This is a genomic window from Sphingomonas sp. MMS12-HWE2-04 (assembly GCF_044881185.1).
GTDB lineage: Bacteria > Pseudomonadota > Alphaproteobacteria > Sphingomonadales > Sphingomonadaceae > Sphingomonas.
On record NZ_CP173254.1, the window covers coordinates 442747 to 461448 of the forward strand.

The following is an 18702-nucleotide window of genomic DNA, read 5'->3' on the forward strand; positions in this document are numbered from 1 at the left end:
TTCTATATCGTCGCAACTTATTCCGTCTGCGCAAGGAGCGGAATGAGCAGACCAAGCCGAAGAAGCCGGGGCACCGTAACGGTACAGGATGTTGCACGCGCCGCAGGCGTGTCCGCCATGACCGTATCTCGTGTGGTCAATGGGGGCTCGAACGTTCGCGAGGCGACGCGCGAAGCGGTGATCGAAGCGATCGCCAAGCTCAATTATTCGCCCAACAGCGCGGCGCGGAGCCTTGCGGCGGGCGAGGCTACGCAGATCGGGCTGCTCTATGCCAACCCATCCGCCGCCTATCTCTCGCAATTCCTGATCGGCGCGCTCGCCGCGGCACGCCGGGTGGGCTGCCATCTCGTACTCGAGGCATGCGATGGCGACCGTCCCGACGAGCAGGCCGAGGCGACCCGTCAGTTCGCCTCGACCAGTGTCGAAGGCGTGATCCTGCCGCCGCCGCTTTCGGAGGCCGCGCCCGTGCGCGCCGAGCTCGAAGCGGCGGGCATTCCCTGGGTGTCGGTGGCGATGGGCCTGCCGCCCGAGAACAGCCTCAATGTCCGTATCGACGATTTCGCGGCGGCGTCGGCGATGACGCGGCACCTGCTCGATCTCGGCCACCGCACTATCGGCTTCATCCGCGGCAATCCCAACCAGACCTCGAGCGCCGAGCGGTATCGCGGCTTCGCCGCTGCGCTCGAAGCCGCGGGGTATGACATCAACGCGATGCCGGTGGAGCAGGGCTATTTCACCTTTCGCTCGGGCATCGTCGCTGCCGAGCGCCTTCTCGATCGCACCAATCCGCCGACGGCGATCTTCGCCAGCAACGACGACATGGCCGCAGCCGCGGTGGGCGTGGCGCATCGCCGCGGGCTGCACGTCCCGCAGGATGTCAGCATCGTCGGGTTCGACGACACGTCGCTTGCGACGACGATCTGGCCCGAGCTTACCACCGTCCGCCAGCCGATCGCGGCAATGGCAGAATCTGCACTCAACCTGCTGCTCGCCCGCATCCGTGCGCATCGCGGCGCCGATGGTGGCGTTCTAGAGGAGCAGGTGCTCGATCACGAACTGATTATGCGCGAATCCTCCGGCCCGCCCGGCGCCGCTATTCCTGGAACCGGAGCGGCGCGCGCCAAGCCGCGCGGACGCTAGTATCTTGCTTTTCAGGCGCGACCGCGCCACCGTTACCGCTAACACGTCCGGTGCGTCAGGCGCCGGCGGCCAGGAGAGGACTTGGGGATGAACCAAACAGCGGAGCGGGCCAATTTCGGCCTGATCGGCGCCATCGTCGCGGTCGCGACGATTGGGGGGCTGCTATTCGGCTATGACAGCGGCGCAGTGAACGGCACCCAACCGGGGCTTAAGGCGGCGTTCGCGCTCGACGATGCGGGGCTCGGCTTCACTGTCGGCTCGCTGCTGATCGGCTGCGTAGCCGGCGCCTTCTTCGCTGGCACGCTGGCCGACCGGTTCGGTCGTCGCAACGTGATGCGCCTCGCGGCACTGCTCTTCCTCGGCGGCGCGCTGGTCCAGGGTTTCGCGCACGATCACACGCTCTTCGTCATCGCCCGGATCATCGGCGGCATGGCGGTGGGCGCGGCCTCGGTGCTGTCGCCGGCCTATATCTCCGAAGTCGCTCCTGCCAACATCCGCGGGCGGATGACGTCGGTGCAGCAGGTGATGATCATCACCGGGCTGACGCTGGCGTTTGTCGTTAATTACTTCCTCCAGCAGGCGGCGGGCAATGACTCGACCAATGTGCTGTGGGGCGGCATCGAAGCATGGCGCTGGATGTATCTGATGCAGGCACTGCCTGCGGCGGTGTTTCTCGTCGCGCTGTTCTTCATTCCGGAAAGCCCGCGCTTCCTCGTTTCGAAGGGCCGCAACCCCGAGGCGCTGGGCGTGCTGAGCAGCCTGTTCGGCACCACCGCTGGCGGCCTCAAGCTTGCCGAAATCCAGTCGACGTTTTCGCAGGATCACCGTCCGCGCCTTGCCGACGTGCTGACCCCAGCGGGCGGTCGCGGCTTCCTTGGCGTACGCAAGATCGTCTGGGTGGGCATCATGCTGGCGGTGTTCCAGCAGCTCGTTGGTATCAATGTGATCTTTTATTATGGCTCGACGCTGTGGCAGCTCGCCGGCTTCACCGAAGCCGATTCGCTGATGATCAACATCGTTTCCGGCGTCGTCTCGATCGCGGCCTGCTTCCTGACCATAGCGCTGATCGACAAGATCGGCCGCAAGCCGCTGCTCCTGGTCGGTTCGGCGGGCATGGCGGTGACGCTCTTCGTGATGGTCTATGCTTTCAGCCATGGCTCGCTCGATCCGGCCGGCAAGCTCGTGCTTTCGAGAGACCTTGGTATGGTCGCGGTGGTCGCCGCCAATCTCTATGTGATCTTCTTCAACGTCTCGTGGGGCCCGGTGATGTGGGTGATGCTCGGCGAGATGTTCCCCAACCAGATCCGCGGATCGGCGCTGGCGGTGTGCGGCTTCTTCCAGTGGTTCGCCAATTATCTGATCGCGCAGAGCTTCCCGGTGATGGCGGCAAAGAGCCTGACCGGCAGCTATGTGTTCTACGGCGTCTGCGCGGTGATCAGCCTGTTCCTGGTGCAGCGGTTCATCCACGAGACCAAGGGCAAGGAACTGGAAGCGATGGAAGGCTGATCGCCTTCCATGCGTTGAGACTATCGGGAGGGGCGCGGCTGCGAGGCCGCGCCCCTCTGCACAAGGAGACCGACCCATGACCCGCACGCCTGCACGTCCGTTCCGATCGCGCGAATGGTTCGCGGCGCCCGGCCGCGCCGACATGGCGGCGCTCTATCTCGAGCGTTTCATGAACTACGGCATCACCCCCGACGAGCTGCGCGGCGGCAAGCCGATCATCGGCATCGCGCAATCGGGCAGCGACATCGCACCGTGCAATCGCATCCACCTCGAGACGGTCAAGCGGGCGCGGGAGGGCATATTGGCGGCGGGCGGCATACCGATGGAGTTTCCGCTCCACCCGATCTTCGAGAATTGCCGGCGACCGACCGCGGCGCTGGATCGCAACCTCGCCTATCTCGGGCTGGTCGAGATCCTCAACGGCTATCCGATCGATGCGGTGATCCTCACTACCGGCTGCGACAAGACCACGCCGTCGTCGCTGATGGCGGCCTCCACGGTCGACATCCCGGCGATCGTCCTCTCCGGCGGGCCGATGCTCGACGGCTGGCATGAAGGCGAGTTGGTCGGAAGCGGCACCGTTATCTGGCGGAGCCGGCGGAAGATGGCGGCGGGCGAGATCGACGAGGAGGAGTTCCTCCGCCGCGCTACCGACAGCGCCCCCTCGGCCGGCCATTGCAACACGATGGGCACCGCCTCGACGATGAACAGCATCGCCGAGGGCCTCGGCATGAGCCTGCCCGGCTGCGCGATGATCCCTGCGCCGTACCGCGAGCGCGGGCAGATGGCCTACGAGACCGGGCGGCGGATCGTCGAGATGGCCTATGAAGACCTGCGGCCCTCGAAGATCCTGACCAAGGCCAGCTTCCTCAACGCGATCAAGCTGCTCACTGCGATCGGCGGCTCGACCAACGCCCAGCCGCATCTCGTCGCGATGGCGCGGCATGCCGGGCTCGAGATTACCCCGGACGACTGGCGCAGCGGCTATGACCTGCCGCTGGTGGTCAACATGCAGCCCGCCGGCACCTATCTCTCCGAACGCTTCCACCGCGCCGGCGGCATCCCGGCGGTGCTGACCGAGATGCTCGCCAACGGCGCGCTCGATGGCAGCGTGATGACCTGCACCGGCAAGACCCTCGCCGAGAATGTCGCCGGGGCGACGGTGCACGACCGCGACGTGATCCTGCCGTGGAACGCGCCGCTCAAGGAGAAGGCCGGGTTCCTCGTCCTCATCGGCAACCTGTTCGACATCGCGATCATGAAGACCAGCGTGATCTCGGACGATTTCCGCGCGCGCTATCTGTCGCGGCCGGGCGCCGAAGGCGTGTTCGAGGGACGGGCGATACTCTTCGACGGATCGGACGATTACCACCACCGGATCAACGATCCCGCGCTGGAGATCGACGCCAACTGCATCCTGGTGATCCGCGGCGCCGGGGTGCTCGGCTGGCCGGGCTCGGCCGAGGTGGTCAACATGCAGCCGCCGGATCATATCATCCAGCAGGGTATCATGAGCCTGCCGACCTTGGGCGACGGCCGCCAATCGGGCACGTCGGACAGCCCCTCGATCCTCAATGCCTCGCCCGAGAGCGCGGCGGGGGGCGGGCTGGCCTGGCTGCGCACCGGGGACACGATCCGCGTCGACCTGAACGCGGGGACCTGCAACGCGCTGGTCGAGCCCGACGAGATCGCGCGCCGCAAGACCGAGCCGGCGCCGCCGATCCCGGAGAGCAACACGCCGTGGGAAGAACTGTACCGCGAGAAAGTGGGGCAATTGGGCGAGGGCGGGGTGCTCGACTTTGCGCTCAACTATCGGCGGACCAGCGAGAAAGTGCCGCGGCACAATCACTGATCCGGCGGTGGCGAGTTGCGAGCGGAAATGTAGGGAAATTTCGGCTTAGCGTCACAGAATGCGTGTGAATCGTGAAATTCCGTTGCGCGGACTTGTAACGATATTGCGTTGCTCAGGAGGGGGAATCCGGATCGTGCAAAGAGCGTGAGACCAAGCGTCTCACGCAAAATCCTACATTGGAAGCCCGAACCGCGTGACGCGGCACGATAACGCGCCGGCATGGCTGCGCGCGCGGCGACCTGCCGTTCCTCCCTGCCTATGCCGGCAATCTACTGCAGGCTGGGCTTCGGCCGTCGCTGCGCGGTTCGGTGACCGCGCCGGCGCCGGCCTGAGCGGCGTCAGCGCGGATCGGCGCGGCGATCGCCCTTGCGGCGTTCCGGCCCGGGATAGGCGATGCCGTCGTTCCTGCGCCGGTCGCGTGCGCGGCGGTCGTCGTGCTGCGGGAGGGATTCTCGTCCATTGCCGGTCTCCTGGCCAAAAGCCAGGATCAACCTAAAACTGCTCTGCTAACAAAAGGTTAGCTGGTGGCCGCGTTCAATGGACCCGCGTTCTGAACGAGAGGCCGATGATCCTCGGCTCATTCACGAAGCCGGTATTGTTGTTGAAATCGATGCCGCCCTTCACATTCTCCTCGTCGGTGATGTTGCGGACGAAGGCGGCGAGTTCGAAGCTGCCGTCACGCTTGGCATAGCCGATCCGCAGGCCGCCCTCGAACTGACCGTCGCTGTAGAATTCGCGCGACTGGTAGAGGAAGAAATTGGTGTAGCCCTGATAGGCCCAATCGGTGAAGGCGAAGATCTCGCCATCGCCGCCGATCGGGATCGCATAGCGCGCGGTGGCGTCGACGATCCATTCGGGCGCCTGGGGAAACGGATTGCCGTCGACCAGCGCGCGGGGCGTGCCTGCGATCGTCACCAGCGGATCGGTGACCGTGCACTGGGCGCAAATGCCCACGGCGAGATTGGGGTCGTCGATCCGGGTATTGTTGTAGCTCACGCCGGCGGTGAAGCGGAGCGACGTGGTCGGGCGGAACTCGGAGTTGAGCTCGAAGCCCCAGGCCTTGCCCTTGTTGGCGTTGAGCAGTTGGACGAGGTTGCCGCTGCCGCCCACTGCCGTGAATTGCGGGTCGTCGACGGTGTAGGTGAAGGCGGTGGCGTTGATGCGCACCCGGCGATCGAACAACTCGCTCTTGATGCCGGCTTCCCAGGACAGGATCTTTTCCGACGTCGCGATCGAGGGCGGATTGAAGAAGGCGACGTCGCGGCCCTGGATCGAAGGCGCGCGGAAGCCGCTGGCAACACGGCCATAAAGGCTGAAGCCGGGCGTGAGATCGTACATCGCACTGACGTCCCAGCTGATCCGCTCGTCCGAAACCGATCGGTCATCGGCGGGCGATCCGCCGATCACTTCGAATTGCTTGTCGTCCTCGGTGTACCGAAGTCCGCCGGTGAGCTTGAACGCATCGGTCAGCGCATAGCTTGCCTGCCCGAACACCGCCCAGCTCTGGTTCTGATGGCGTACGGTGGTAGGCGGCGGGAAGCTGAAGCCTTCGGTCAGAACGGTGAAGTCGCTGTCGAAATAGAAGGCGCCGACCTGCCATCCGAACGGGCCGCTGCCCGAACTGGCGAGGCGAATCTCCTGCGTCCATTGATCGAGGTCGAGCGAATCCTCGGTATCGGACTGGAAGGGGATGAAGCCCGGACCGTTGGTGGCAGTGCCGCCATCGACATCGGCGCGGCTGCTGCCCTGGGTGGTTTCATAGGCGGTGATCGACGTGAGCACCGCGCCGCCGAAATCATAATCGAGCTTCAGCGAGCTGCCCCAGCCGCGATATTGGGCGCGATTGTCGCCGCCCGCATCGAGATACACGGTGTCGCGCTGGAAATTCTGGTTGAGATCGTTGTTGCCGGGCCCGAGGATATTGGCGCGGAACACGGCCGCAGCGCCTTCGCCGTCGAAGCGGCGATAGTGGATGTTCGCCAGCGCGCTGAACGCCTCGGTCGGCGTGAACAGCAGCTGGGCGCGCGCCGCGACCTCGTCATATTGGCCATAGGCGTTCTTCTGGCCGGTAAAGCCATTGTCGATCCAGTTGTCGCGGTGCTGGAAAAGCACCGAGACGCGCGCCGCCAGCCTTTCGGGGACGATCGGGCCGCCGGCGCCGCCCTCGGCACTGATCGTGCCGTAGCTGCCCGCCGAGACCGAGGCCTGGGCGTCGAAATTATCCGACGGCTTGACGGTATCGAACTTGATGATGCCGGCAGGCGTGTTGCGGCCGAACAGCGTGCCCTGCGGACCGCGCAGCACTTCGACGCGTTCGATATCGAAGATCGGCGTGCTCTTCAGCGCGACATTCTCGAGCACGACATCGTCCATGATCACGGAGACGGGCTGCGAGGCGGCGAGATCGAAATCGGTGTTGCCCAAGCCGCGAATATAGAAGCGCGGCGCGACCCGGCCGTTCGAGCTTTCTGCATAGAGCCCGGGGACGCGCGTCGCGAGCGCGGTGATGTCGTTGCCCGAATTGAAGATCGTCTGGAGCTGCTCGCCGTCGAGCGTTGCGACCGACACCGGCACGTCCTGGATATTTTCGGCGCGGCGCTGCGCGGTCACGACGATATCGGGAAGCCCTGCCTCGGGCGCACTCGCAGCTTCCTGGGCCTGGGCCGCGCCTGCGGCGGCAATCAGGGGCAAGGCGGTTGCCGTGACGGCGAGCCAGCGGAGGCGGAAACGCGCGGCGGAGCGGTGGTGCTGCATCTGATCCCCATTTCTGCCGCGGGCTCATTGCCCTGATCGCGCTGCGTTGCAGCGTCACCCGCGCGTCAGGAAACTGACACGAAATCCCCGTTTCCGCGACAGGATTCGGCAATATTGGCGAAATTGCGTGAAATTGCGTTGCAATGCAAAAACTTGTGCCCGCGGATTCCGGCTGGGGGACGCGCGCCGCGCCGATGCGGGCGTTGCCTGCAGGATGCCCTTTCGCGACGTTTCGGAACGAGGCGCGGTTACGCGGCGGCGGAGACTATACGCCTTCGCGGATCAGATGCCCCGGCGCGCCCGGCACGCTGACGGTGAAGGCGAACAGATCGCCGGCATTCGGGTTTGCCGCCTTTTCTTCGGCCGAATGGTGCTTGTTCGCCGTGGTGGCATAGACCGTCTTCAGGTCCGGCCCGCCGAACGCGACCTTGGTGATCGCGTCGACCGGGAAAGCGATCGTCTCGAGCAACTCGCCCGCCGGCGAATAGCGGTGCACCGCGCTGCCCATATAGAGGCCGATCCACACACAGCCTTCGGCATCGATCTGCGGACCGTCGGGGAAGCCCTGGCCATCGGCGATGCGGACGAATTCGCGGCGATTGACCAGCGCGCCCGCGGCATCGATGTCGCAGGCATAGACGATGCGGCCGAGCGTATCGACATGATAGAGCGTCTTGCCGTCGGGCGAGACGGCGGGGCCGTTGGTGATCGTGACGAGCGGCGAGCTGGCGACGCATTCGCCATTGTCGGCGAGCCGATAGATCGCGCCGCTGACGTCGGACTCTCCATCGTCCATGCTGCCGAACCACAGCCGGCCTTGCGGATCGACGGTGGCGTCGTTGAGGCGGTTGCCGGGCTTGTCGGGCTCGGGCGTGGCGATCTGGGTGAAGCTGCCGTCGCGCTCGTCGAAGCGGGCGACGCCGGTCTGCAGGCCAGCCGCGAAGCCGCCGCCGGCGATCGGCAGGACGAAGCCGACCTGGGCGGGCGCGTCCCAGCTCTTCTTGTCGCCGCTTGCGGGATCGAAGCGGTGAATCTTGTGGCTCTTGATGTCGACGAACCAGAGCGCCTGGTCACGTTCGACCCAGACCGGGCCTTCGAGAAGCGGTGCCGCGAGGTTCCAGACGCTTACCGGTTCCGACGTCACCACGTTGCTCATCTCAGCGCCACCCTGCATCCACGAAATATTCGTGGCCCGTTACCAGCCGGGCATCGTCCGACGCAAGGAAGAGTGCCATCGCGGCGATATCGTCGGGGACAAGGCGGCCCTTGAGGCATTGCGCCTTGACGATCTCGGCCTCGCCCTCTGGTGTGTACCACTTCATCTGGCGCGGCGTCTTGACGTTGCCGGGCACAATGCAGACCGAGCGGATGCCGTGCGGACCCAGGTCGCGGGCGAAGCTGCGGGTGAGGCCTTCGATCGCGGCTTTCGAGGTCTGGTAGAGCGTCAGCTCCTCCAGCGCGAGGTGCCAGGAGATCGAGCCGAGATTGATGATCACGCCGGCGCCCTTGGCCTTCATGCCCGGAATCACTGCCTGCGCCATGAAGAAAAGATGCTTGAGGTTGGTGTTGAGCCGATTGTCCCAATAGGCCTCGGTCACTTCCTCGATCGTGTGGCGATCGTCGTTGGCCGCGTTGTTGACGAGGATGTCGAAGCCGCCATTTTCGGCGATCAGCGCCGCGACCTGCGCCTGCGCGGCGGCGATGTCGGTCAGGTCGACGCGCTTGTAGACCGGAGCCTTGCCCGCGCCCTGCAGGTTCGCGACCAGCGCGGCGGAATCCGCGTCGGCGATGTCGAAGAAGGTGACGTCGGCACCCTGGCGGACGAAACCTTCGACGAGTCCCGCGCCGATCCCCGATCCGCCGCCGGTGACGAGCACGCGCTTGCCCTTGAGGCTGGGATAGACGGCCCGCTGTTCGCGCGTGAGCGGCAGGGCAGAGGGGTCAGCTTCGGACATGCAGGTATACCTTGGAGGAAGAGGTCGAACGGGCGCGGATCACAGAAGGCCGCGGCCCGAGAGGTTGCGCATCAGGTCGCGGATGCCGAACACCCAGGGGGCGGCGTCCTTCGATGTGGTGACGCGGTTGACGAGGGCGCCGAGCTTGGGCGTGGCGATGCGCACCACGTCGCCAGGCTTGTGGGTGAAGCCGCGGCCGGGATGGTCGCGATCCTGGACCGGCGCGAACAGCGTGCCGAGGAACAGCGCGAAGCCGTCGGGATATTGGTGCTCGCTCAGCGCCTGGCGGACGAGATCGGTGGGATCGCGGCTGATCTCGCTCATCTTGTTGGTGCCGTGGAGGGTGTAACCCTCCGGCCCGTCGATGGTGAGATCGACCACGGCGGAGCGGACGTCGTCCATCGTGAAATGCGCGTCGAACAGGCGGATGAACGGGCCGATTGCGGTCGAGGCGTTATTATCCTTGGCCTTGCCGAGGAGGAGGGCGCTACGGCCTTCGAAATCGCGCAGATTGACGTCGTTGCCCAGCGTCGCGCCGCGGACGGTCCCGGCGCGATCGACGACCAGGACGATCTCGGGCTCGGGGTTGTTCCAGTCGCTGTCCGATCGGATGCCGATTTCGGCGCCCCAGCCGACGGCGGAGAGCACCGGCGCCTTGGTGAACACCTCGGCATCGGGGCCGATCGCGACTTCGAGATATTGCGACCACATGCCGGCCTCGATCAGCGCAGCCTTGAGGCTGGCGGCCTCGGGCGTGCCGGGGACGACCGAGCGGATGCCCGAGCCGACCTTGGCCTCGAGGTCGCCGCGGATCGTTGAGGCCTTGTCGGCGTCGCCGCGCGCGCGCTCCTCGATCACGCGCTCGATCGCCGACAGCGCGAAGGTAACGCCGCAGGCCTTGACGCATTGCAGGTCGATCGGGGCGAGCAGGTGCGGGCCGGCGGGCGTGCCGAGTGCCTCGACGCCGCAGATCGCCGGGCCGTCGAGGCTGGCGACATCGTCGCGCTCGAGCAGGTCGGCGACGGTGGCGGCGTGGCCCGAGACGTCGAGCACAAGGCCGCCGCGGATCAGCACCGGAGTGGGGCCGGCATCGAGTTCGACGCGGCCAACCAGGATCGCCTGACCGTGATCGTCAGGGAGCAATTGAATCGAAGACGCTTCCAAGACCTCTCGCCTTTATGCTTTTGATAGCGCTACCATTGAGTTGCCCATAGCGCGCTGTCAAGACCGATCCATAGGGCTGTGCCGCGCTTCCTATCGCGAATTTTCAAATATGCGATGCGATTTCATTCCAAACGCGCGCCCATCACGCGACCCAACCGCGGAGATCGGGTTCCTCGCCGATCAGTGCAAGGCCGTGTGCGATCGACGTCAGCTCGCCCCCGGTGGCGATGCGGGCGTCGCCGAAGCGGCGCGTAAACAGCGCGCGGATCGCCGGGATCAGCGAGGATCCGCCGGTCAGGAATACGCGGTCGATCGCGTCGGGATCGAGCCCGGCCTTTGCGAGCGCCGCGCCCATCGCGGTTTCGATACGGACGAGATCCTTGGCGATCCACTGCTCGAAATCGGATCGGCGGACCTCGGCGGAGACATCGACGCCGCCGCCGGTAAAGCGGAATTCGGCCTGGTCGTCGGTGGACAGTGCGCGCTTTACCTTGCCGACTGCATCGTAGAGCGGGAATCCCTGCTCATGCTCGATCAGCGCGATCATCCGGCCGATCGGCTGCGGATCGGTGGCGTCGCGCTGCAGGCGACGGAGTTCGTCGAGCGTCCGGCGGTTGCGCATCAAAGCAAGGCGCGACCAATCGGCGAACTCGGCGAAATAGCCGCCCGGGATCTCGAGCAGCTTGTCGAACGAGCGATAGGTGCCGCCCTTGCCGAGCAGCGGCAGCACCAGCTTGTCGACAATGCGCTGATCGAAACGGTCTCCGGCGATGCCGACGCCCGACGATGCCAGCGGCGTGCAGCGCCGCGCCGCGCCGGGCTCGGCGACCCGAACGATCGAAAAGTCGGTGGTGCCGCCCCCAAAGTCGGCGACCAGGATCGTGGCGGGCTCGTCGAGCCGCGATGCGTAGCTATAGGCGGCGCCGAGCGGCTCGTAGACGTAATGGAGCTCGACCCCGAAATCCTTGAGCATCAGATCGTAGCGCTGGCGCGCGAGCGCAGGATCGGCCCGCGCGCCGGCATATTCGACCGGGCGCCCGACGACGACGCGGCGAGGCCGCGCATCGAGCCTTCCGCCGGCATGCGCGACGAGGCGCTGCAGGAACAGCGCCCCTAGATCCTCGAAGCGGAACGGCTTGCCGAAAATCTGGGTGCGCTCGAACAGCGGGGACGCCGCGACGCTCTTGAACGACTGCACGAAGCGGCTGTCGAGCGGCGACTGGAGATATTCGGCGATCGCCCAAGGCCCCGCTTCGTGGGCGATGCCGTTCCAGCCGCGCTCCTCTTCCCAGAAGCACAGCGCCGAGCGGAACACCGCGCCCGTCGCCTCTTCGCCGGCGAACTCCAGCAGATGCGAACCGCCGGCCCCGTCGGCCAGCGCGACGACGGTATTGGTAGTGCCGAAATCCAGGCCGAGCGCCTGTGCAGTCCCGTCGCTGGGCACGACATGCTCCCTTGTCCGGTGGGGATTCCGCCGCGCGGAGGCGAGGGGCGGCGCCTATCGCATGCGCTAGGTCAGGCGACAAGTGCCGGGCGGACGAACGAAAAGAGGCCGTTGGTCGCGGCGCATCAGGATTGAGATCGGCGCCATTCCTCCAACGCCGCTATGGCCCGCTGGCGCACCGCATCGGGGCTGCCGTCCGCATCGATGACGACATGGCGCGCCGGATCGGCCGCGGCCTGGTCGAGATAGGATTGGCGAATGCGGCGGTGAAAGGCGAGATCCAGCGTCTCGAATCTGCCTTCGTCGATCGCTGCGGCGGCAAGGCGGCCCTTGCTTCGCGCCAGGCCGATGACCGGATCAAGGTCGAGAACCAGCACCAGATCGGGCCAAACGTCGCCCACGGCGACGCGATGGAGGTATCGGATGAAGTCTTCCGGCATTCCGCGACCGGCGCCCTGATAGGCGATGGTCGAGCCGACATAGCGATCCGAAACCACTGAGGTGCCGGCCGCCAGCGCCGGGAGAATGACTCGGCGGACATGCTCGACCCGCGCCGCGGTCATCAGCAGTAATTCCGAATTCTGGTCCCAGCTATCATCGCTTCCCGAGAGGATGAGCGCGCGGATCTGCTCGCCCTGCGCGGTTCCGCCAGGCTCGCGCGTCATGATCGCGCGCGCGCTGCCCTGGTTCAGATGCTCGGCGAGATGCTTGACGATCCCAGTCTTGCCGCAGCCATCGACCCCCTCGACGGCATAGAAGAATGCGGGCGTGTCCATCGTCGCCCTTTAGCATGGGCGACGGGCTTGTCACCGCCCGGCGTCAGGCCGCGCGCGTCAAACGAACAGCGCTGCGGTGACTGCGGCGACGCGCGACGGGTCGACATCGTCGAGCAGGAATTCGAGTTCGGGGTTGCAGCTATAGCCGATCATCCGGCCATCGCGCGCCGAACCGACCGAGAGCAGGCGCCAGCCGGCTTCCTCGCGCAGCGCGGCGAGACCGCCGGGGGCGGGAAAGCGATCGGGATCGACGATGACGGTCGCCTTGGCGGGCAAGCCTGCACCGAGGGTGGCGCGGCAGACGCGCAGCGCAAAGGCGTGCGGGCCGGCCGCGCTGGGCGGCTCGACGGTCTCGCCGGTCGGGGTGTCGCTGACCAGCCCGGCCGGAAGCGGGGTGCCGAGCACCGGAACGCGCTTGGCAACGGGCAGCACCTGCGCGACAGGCGCGATCTGGGCGGGTTCGGCGGCAACCGGCACGGCGCCGGGCTCGGCGAGCACGGCGGCGATGTCGGCGATACGCGTGCGGCTGCGGGCATGGCGCGCCTCGGGGCTGGCGATTGTGCCGACCAGCATGTCGAGCGCGCCCGAGCGGTAGCGCGCCTCGACATGGACCCGCAGCGCGGCGGCATCGGGCACGCCGAACAGGGAAAACAGCGCGCGCAGCGTTGCCGCGTTCCAGCGCGGAAGCACCTTCTGGGCATTTTCGATGCGCGAAAGATTGACCGGCGGCAGGCCGTAGTCGCGCTCGATCGCGGCGATGGTCAGCGCGGGATCGCCGGCACGTCGCGCACGGAGCGCCGCGGCGAGCAGCACGGCGAAGCGCTCTTCCTCGACATCGACGGGGAAACCATCGCGGAACGGCTCGGCCCAACGGGCGACATCATAGTCTGCCGCATCGATATCGAGCAGCAGATCGAGCGGCGCGACGCCCAGCACGGCGGCGATGCGGCGCAGCTCGTCCGGGCGCGCAACTACTTCACCACGCTCGATTTTCGACAGACGAATATAGGGAATTTCCGGAATCGAAGCGGCAAGGCGCAGCAGTTTCTGGTAGCCCTGCGCGCGGCGTTGCTCGCGCATCCGATTGGGAAAGACGAAGGTGCGGTGCAGATCGACGACGACCTCCGCACGCGCAGTGGCGCCGGTCGGGGGTTGCCCCTTGCTCTTGGTCCTCGCCATCTTCATCCCCCCGCGACAATGCGCGCCCCGGAGCTATACTGAAGACATTAGAGGATAATGCAAGGTTAACGAGCAATCCTTTATTTAGTGAAGGGCGGCGCTCATCGCCCCGGCGAGCATTGCGCAGGGCCCCTTGGGATCGAGCGGAACGATCGCGAGCAGCGGTCTGGCACCGGTTGCCTGGCGCAGCAGCCAGCCGGTGGCTGAAGGTGCGGGATGATCGGGGGTGAAGGCTACGCCGGTGCCATCGGTGATGACGCCGAAGCCCGAGGGCGGCGTCGGCCAGCGGCCGGCGAGATAAGCGAGCAGTTCGGCGCCTGCGTCCTGGAGTGCACCTTCTGCGGTATCCTCGGGGCAGAAGCCCTCGGGTCCGGCGCTGATCTCGGCGATCAGCTTGAAGTCGTTGCGGCGCCACCAGAGGAGACGCAGCGTACCTGCGGCGTCAGTCTCCACGCCGAGGAAGAGATCCGTGCTGGGAGCGAGCAGCGGACGGGCGCAGCGGACTACTTCACGCGCGAGGGCGGTGAGCCGGCGGTTGGGCCGTGGCATCATGGCCCATCCGTTGATGGCGCTGCTCTCGATCTCGCTATGCATCAGAAATCCCTCAAATTCTGATAACATTATAGGAAGATTTCGGACGCGGGGTTCGCGTCCGCGATCAATGCAGCGCGGCGCTGGTGAAAGCCGGGGCGGCGGCGAGCATCACCGCTTCGACACGCTCGCCGGTCTCGGTGGCAATCACGGCTGCGGTGCCCAGCGTCGCGGGATCAATCGCACGGACCGAAGCGAGCTTGTTGTGCGGCTGCGCGGGATCCGGAAGGATCGCGACGACCGGGGCCGGCTGGCGGCGCTTGGTTGCAGCCGGGCGGCCATATTCGGCCATCACTTCGAAGCGGGGATCGTTTGCGGCGATCTCGGCGATCGCCTTGGCAGCGCGCTTGGTGATCTGGCGAACGCGCTCCTTGGTGACGCCGGTCTCGAGCGACAAGTCATCGAGAGTCGAGGCCTGGAAGACGCGGCGGGCGACGATTTCACGATCGCGGTCCAACTTGGCTTCGAGCTTTTCGAGCTCGGCGGGATCGATGCCGTAGGTGGCGGTGCGGAGACGCGGGCCTTCGCGGCGCAGCGCGGCTTCTTCCCGCTTCGGACGGGGGCGGCGGCGAAGCGCTTCGATGCCGACCTTGCGGAGCTGATCGACATAGGCGTCGATGAGCGACGAGATGGCGCCGTCGGCGAGATAGTCGGCAGCGGCCGCTTCGGTGCGCTCCAGGGCATATTCGTCGGCGATCATCGCCTCCGGGGACATTTCCTCGCCGTCGGGCGAAGTCGAGAGGGCGCTGAGCGACACGGTGGTGGCTTCGACCTTCTTGGCCGAGGGGCGCTGGTCGGTCATCAGGCGGAAGCGGAGGCTCTGGAGCTCGCCGCGGATCTGCCAATTGACGAAGGTGGTGAACTGCGCCTTGGCGGGGTCATAGGCCTCGATGGCGCGGTGCACTGCGATCGCGCAGCACTGCTCTGCATCGTCCCAATGGGCCATCAGGCCATATTGGCGGACGAAGTGGCGGATGCGCGGGGCGATCAGCTTCAGGATCTGCGCGAAGGCACGGTCGACATAGACGCGCTGACGGTTGGTCTGCGGAGCGTCCTTCGGCGTGTTCTCGATGACGGTGGCGACGGCGGCTTCGAGAGCGATCGTGATCTTCGACATAGTGTGTCCCCCTGGCTGGACGAGGAAGCGGGGGCACCGCTTCCGATGGACACTATTTGCCTCGGGTCCTCCTATCAGAACCTTACCCATCCGATATGTAGGACTACGTAATCCGGAAATGTCCGGGGAGTTCTTGGCCGAAAACGGCTATTTTACAAGAGCTTGAGCGGTTAACTACGGCCTGTACCGGAGGCTTGAAAACCGTGCCAGGGCCGTTGATGTTCGATGTCTGTTCCGCGAACGTCCCGCAATGGTTAACGGATTTTAGCCATTCGCACATTCGGCCGGTTACCAAATTAACACGATCGGCCTGCCGACTGACGTAACGAGCGTTGCCGCCGCGCCACACCTCCATCCCTTGTCGACATTATAGGAGCATTACGGGGTTGAGGGCCGCCCGCGGGCAAAAAATCACGCGGCGAACTGATCCGGGCGAATCTTGCGGTTGATGTAGCCCAGCAGCCATTCGCGATGCGCCTGCGTGGCGTTGCCGGCGCTGCTGATGCGCTGTTCGGCAGCCGAGGCGCCGATCTGGGCTGAGAGCAACAAGCGCGCGCGCCCGGCCTCGATCCCGCCCGACAGGAACTTCTTGGCGTCGCCCAGCCCGAGGTGATGGCCAAGATAGGCGGCCTTGGCGAGCGTCTCGGCATCGTGGCGCACGTTGACGCCGGATTTTTCGAGCCGATCGAGATTCGACTTGGCGAGATCGGCGACGCCGAGGATCGAGGCGTTGGGATCATAGCGCAGCGCGAGCAGCTCGGAACGGCTGCCGGTGTTCACTCGGCCGCGGCCGTCGAGCCAGCCGCGCTCGGTGGCGACGCTGTTGAGCCAGGTGCCCGAGGTCTGGGCGAGATCGACCCAGGTGCCGCTGAGGAACTGGCCGAGCCCGGCGGCGCTGGAACGCGGATTGCGCGAATGGGTGTTCCAAGCGCCGTCATTGCCCTTGGCGGCTTCGGCGTCGACGATTGCTGCAAGCGCGGGGGCAGGGATGCCGGTGCGCGCGGCCGCCGCTTCGAACGCGGGGGCATAACGCGCATTGGCGCCCAAGGTGACGCTGGCATTGGCCGCGATCTCCGTCGTCGCGCCCGAAATCGCGATCGGCGCGGCGCTGGCGGCGCGCGCCTTTTTGAGCACATCGGCTTCGAAGCTGTGATCCTCCGCGCGGGCCTCCTGCACGGCATTGGCAAAGCTCGCCTTGCCGCCGCATGCGCAGGCGCAATGGCAGGCGCAGGCGGCGCCGGTGACGCTGCCGCTGCTCTGGCCCTGGAGCAGGCCCATGAGCGAATCCATGCTCATATTGGCGTTCGAGAAGGGCGAGGTATCGCGGTCGGACTTGTCCGAATCGCCGAGCGCGGCGCGCCACAGGCGGTTCGACAGCGCCGATTGCGCTTCGGAATAGATCACCTGGGCGCGCTGCTGCGGGCTCAGCGACTGGAGGTCTGCACGCTGGATCATGCCTCGCGCTTTCCGGTGCGGCGCCGCGCACGCAGGAAGCGCGCGGCGGCCATGTCGTCGATTGCGCCTTGTTCTGCGAGTTCGGCGACGCGCTCGGCTTCGGTTTGATAGCGTTCGGCGGCGCCTTCGATCGCGCGCATCGTGCCATAGGCTTCGACTGCCTGCTCGCGCAGCCGGCCGAGCCGGGCCTGGGCGAGATGCGCGGCCTCCTCGAGCCGGGCGCGCTCTGCCTTCATCTTGAGGGTCCAGGCATCGGTGCCGAACGGCATGGTATAGGCGAGCGCGCGCTCCTGACGCACGGTCGCGTCGTGCTGGCGACCCTGGGACTCAAGCGTCGTGATCCGTTCGACCTCGACGCTGATCGACACCTTCACGGCATCGACTTCTCGGCGCTGGACGCGTAGCGCGGTGTCATAGGGCGTCATTGCGCCGTCCCCACGATTTCGGCGAGCGCGGCAAAGGCCGCGTCGGCATCGCCCTGCTCGTTCTTGCCCTGGTTGATCAGCGCCTCGATCGCGGGCGCGAGCGCGACGGCGCGATCGACTTCCTCGGAAGAGCCGGCCTTATAGGCGCCGAGCCGGACCATTTCCTCCATGTCGGCATAGGTCGACATCAGTTTGCGGGCGGCGAGGCGCGTGGCGTTCTGCGCGTCGTTCATGCAGTGCGGCAGGGTGCGCGATACCGATTTCAGGATGTCGATCGCGGGGTAGCGGCCGCGCTCGGCGATCGCGCGGCGCATGACGACATGGCCGTCGAGGATGCCGCGGACGGCGTCGGCGACGGGCTCGTTATGGTCGTCGCCATCGACAAGGACGGTGAACAGGCCGGTGATCATGCCCTTGCCCGGCTCGCCGGGGCCGGCGCGCTCGAGCAGCCGTGGCAGTTCGGCGAAAACGGTGGGGGTATAGCCCTTGGTCGCCGGCGGCTCGCCGGAAGCGAGGCCGATCTCGCGCTGCGCCATCGCGAAGCGGGTGACCGAATCCATCAGGCACAAAACGTTGAGGCCCTGGTCGCGGAAATGCTCGGCGACGGCCAGCGTGGTCCAGGCGGCCTGGCGGCGCATCAGCGCGGGTTCGTCGGAGGTGGCGACGACGACGACCGAGCGGGCCATGCCCTCTTCGCCCAGATCGTCTTCGATGAATTCCTGCACTTCGCGTCCGCGCTCGCCGATCAGGCCGATCACCGCGACGTCGCACTGGGTCCAGCGCGCGAGCATCGAGAGCAGCACCGACTTGCCGACGCCCGATCCGGCGAACAGGCCGAGGCGCTGGCCGCGGCACAGCGGAACGAACAGGTCGAGCGTGCTGACGCCGGTCTCGATCCGCTCGGCGACGCGTGCGCGATTGGAGGCGGGCGGGGGCGGTGCCTTGATCGGCTGCGGATCGGCGCCGTTGGGCAGCGGCCCCTTGCCGTCGACCGGGCGGCCGAGGCCGTCGATCATGCGGCCGAGCCAGGCCGCCGAGGGGCGGACGCTGAACTGGCCGGCGCCGAGCTCGGCATAGGCGCCGAGGCCGACGCCCTGCGGGTCGACAAAGGGGAGGCACAGCGCGACATCGCGATCGAGCGCCGTCACTTCGGCCTCGACCTTGCCGTTGGCGCCCTGGATGACGACCCGGCTCCCGATCTGCGCGACGCCGGCCAGGCCTTCGACTTCGATCAGGGCGCCGCGCACGGCGACGACCCGGCCGAAACGCCGGTCGGGCGTCATGTCGCGGATCGCCCGCGCTGCACTGGCCAGGGTCTGCATCGCCTGCGCGCCTCTTGCTGGC

Annotated in this window: 16 protein-coding genes; 3 read left to right on the top strand and 13 right to left on the bottom strand. The window is 66.5% G+C overall.

Annotation, left to right across the window (positions count from 1 at the left end):
* Positions 1-42: 42 nt before the first annotated feature.
* From AB2M62_RS02005 to AB2M62_RS02015, 3 genes are all read left to right on the top strand, one after another.
* Positions 43-1140, top strand: a complete 1098-nt coding sequence (locus AB2M62_RS02005; protein WP_404337352.1) for a LacI family DNA-binding transcriptional regulator — start codon at positions 43-45, stop codon at positions 1138-1140.
* An 87-nt stretch (positions 1141-1227) separates the two neighbouring features.
* Positions 1228-2646: a sugar porter family MFS transporter gene (locus tag AB2M62_RS02010; protein ID WP_404337353.1), complete on the top strand. Its 1419-nt coding sequence runs from the start codon at positions 1228-1230 to the stop codon at positions 2644-2646.
* 76 nt (positions 2647-2722) lie between these two features.
* The gene (locus AB2M62_RS02015; protein WP_404337355.1) at positions 2723-4498 is read left to right on the top strand and encodes an IlvD/Edd family dehydratase; all 1776 of its coding nucleotides are present in this window, start codon (positions 2723-2725) and stop codon (positions 4496-4498) included.
* Positions 4499-4836: 338 nt separating this feature from the next.
* Here AB2M62_RS02015 and AB2M62_RS02020 read toward each other — a convergent pair whose 3' ends face one another.
* The 13 genes from AB2M62_RS02020 to fliI form a co-directional block, all read right to left on the bottom strand.
* Positions 4837-4989, bottom strand: coding sequence for a hypothetical protein (locus AB2M62_RS02020; RefSeq protein ID WP_404337357.1), 153 nt, complete (start codon positions 4987-4989; stop codon positions 4837-4839).
* A gap of 43 nt (positions 4990-5032) precedes the next feature.
* Positions 5033-7252 carry a TonB-dependent receptor gene (locus AB2M62_RS02025; protein WP_404337358.1) on the bottom strand — a complete coding sequence of 740 codons (2220 nt, stop codon included), beginning with the start codon at positions 7250-7252 and terminating at the stop codon, positions 5033-5035.
* A gap of 265 nt (positions 7253-7517) precedes the next feature.
* Positions 7518-8408 (bottom strand): SMP-30/gluconolactonase/LRE family protein, encoded by an 891-nt coding sequence (locus tag AB2M62_RS02030; RefSeq protein WP_404337360.1) that lies wholly within the window; start codon positions 8406-8408, stop codon positions 7518-7520.
* 1 nt (position 8409) lies between these two features.
* The gene (locus tag AB2M62_RS02035) at positions 8410-9207 is read right to left on the bottom strand and encodes an SDR family NAD(P)-dependent oxidoreductase (RefSeq protein WP_404337362.1); all 798 of its coding nucleotides are present in this window, start codon (positions 9205-9207) and stop codon (positions 8410-8412) included.
* A 39-nt stretch (positions 9208-9246) separates the two neighbouring features.
* Positions 9247-10371: a fumarylacetoacetate hydrolase family protein gene (locus AB2M62_RS02040; protein WP_404337363.1), complete on the bottom strand. Its 1125-nt coding sequence runs from the start codon at positions 10369-10371 to the stop codon at positions 9247-9249.
* Between the two features lie 142 nt (positions 10372-10513).
* Positions 10514-11815: an Hsp70 family protein gene (locus AB2M62_RS02045; RefSeq protein ID WP_404337365.1), complete on the bottom strand. Its 1302-nt coding sequence runs from the start codon at positions 11813-11815 to the stop codon at positions 10514-10516.
* 125 nt (positions 11816-11940) lie between these two features.
* On the bottom strand, positions 11941-12591 hold the full coding sequence (gene tmk / locus AB2M62_RS02050) for a dTMP kinase (protein ID WP_404337367.1): 651 nt from the start codon (positions 12589-12591) through the stop codon (positions 11941-11943).
* 57 nt (positions 12592-12648) lie between these two features.
* A complete protein-coding gene (locus AB2M62_RS02055) occupies positions 12649-13770 on the bottom strand; it encodes a helix-turn-helix domain-containing protein (RefSeq protein WP_404337368.1) in 1122 nt (373 codons plus the stop codon).
* Positions 13771-13854: 84 nt separating this feature from the next.
* On the bottom strand, positions 13855-14364 hold the full coding sequence (locus AB2M62_RS02060; protein WP_404337369.1) for a hypothetical protein: 510 nt from the start codon (positions 14362-14364) through the stop codon (positions 13855-13857).
* A gap of 64 nt (positions 14365-14428) precedes the next feature.
* Positions 14429-15478: a sigma factor-like helix-turn-helix DNA-binding protein gene (locus AB2M62_RS02065; protein WP_404337371.1), complete on the bottom strand. Its 1050-nt coding sequence runs from the start codon at positions 15476-15478 to the stop codon at positions 14429-14431.
* A gap of 411 nt (positions 15479-15889) precedes the next feature.
* Positions 15890-16933, bottom strand: a complete 1044-nt coding sequence (locus AB2M62_RS02070) for a peptidoglycan-binding protein (RefSeq protein WP_404337372.1) — start codon at positions 16931-16933, stop codon at positions 15890-15892.
* Positions 16930-17358 (bottom strand): hypothetical protein, encoded by a 429-nt coding sequence (locus AB2M62_RS02075; RefSeq protein ID WP_404337374.1) that lies wholly within the window; start codon positions 17356-17358, stop codon positions 16930-16932. Before AB2M62_RS02075 ends, AB2M62_RS02070 begins: the two co-directional genes overlap by 4 nt.
* Positions 17355-18680: a flagellar protein export ATPase FliI gene (gene fliI, locus AB2M62_RS02080; protein ID WP_404337376.1), complete on the bottom strand. Its 1326-nt coding sequence runs from the start codon at positions 18678-18680 to the stop codon at positions 17355-17357. Before fliI ends, AB2M62_RS02075 begins: the two co-directional genes overlap by 4 nt.
* Positions 18681-18702: the final 22 nt, after the last annotated feature.

Excerpts from the sequence above, each read along its gene's own strand:
- AB2M62_RS02060 (WP_404337369.1), bottom strand. The coding sequence starts at position 14,364 with ATGCATAGCGAGATCGAGAGCAGCGCCATCAACGGATGGGCCATGATG.
- tmk (WP_404337367.1), bottom strand. The coding sequence starts at position 12,591 with ATGGACACGCCCGCATTCTTCTATGCCGTCGAGGGGGTCGATGGCTGC.
- AB2M62_RS02075 (WP_404337374.1), bottom strand. The coding sequence starts at position 17,358 with ATGACGCCCTATGACACCGCGCTACGCGTCCAGCGCCGAGAAGTCGAT.
- AB2M62_RS02025 (WP_404337358.1), bottom strand. The coding sequence starts at position 7,252 with ATGCAGCACCACCGCTCCGCCGCGCGTTTCCGCCTCCGCTGGCTCGCC.
- AB2M62_RS02055 (WP_404337368.1), bottom strand. The coding sequence starts at position 13,770 with ATGGCGAGGACCAAGAGCAAGGGGCAACCCCCGACCGGCGCCACTGCG.
- AB2M62_RS02010 (WP_404337353.1), top strand. The coding sequence starts at position 1,228 with ATGAACCAAACAGCGGAGCGGGCCAATTTCGGCCTGATCGGCGCCATC.
- AB2M62_RS02005 (WP_404337352.1), top strand. The coding sequence starts at position 43 with ATGAGCAGACCAAGCCGAAGAAGCCGGGGCACCGTAACGGTACAGGAT.
- AB2M62_RS02035 (WP_404337362.1), bottom strand. The coding sequence starts at position 9,207 with ATGTCCGAAGCTGACCCCTCTGCCCTGCCGCTCACGCGCGAACAGCGG.
- AB2M62_RS02070 (WP_404337372.1), bottom strand. The coding sequence starts at position 16,933 with ATGATCCAGCGTGCAGACCTCCAGTCGCTGAGCCCGCAGCAGCGCGCC.
- fliI (WP_404337376.1), bottom strand. The coding sequence starts at position 18,680 with ATGCAGACCCTGGCCAGTGCAGCGCGGGCGATCCGCGACATGACGCCC.
- AB2M62_RS02065 (WP_404337371.1), bottom strand. The coding sequence starts at position 15,478 with ATGTCGAAGATCACGATCGCTCTCGAAGCCGCCGTCGCCACCGTCATC.
- AB2M62_RS02015 (WP_404337355.1), top strand. The coding sequence starts at position 2,723 with ATGACCCGCACGCCTGCACGTCCGTTCCGATCGCGCGAATGGTTCGCG.
- AB2M62_RS02030 (WP_404337360.1), bottom strand. The coding sequence starts at position 8,408 with ATGAGCAACGTGGTGACGTCGGAACCGGTAAGCGTCTGGAACCTCGCG.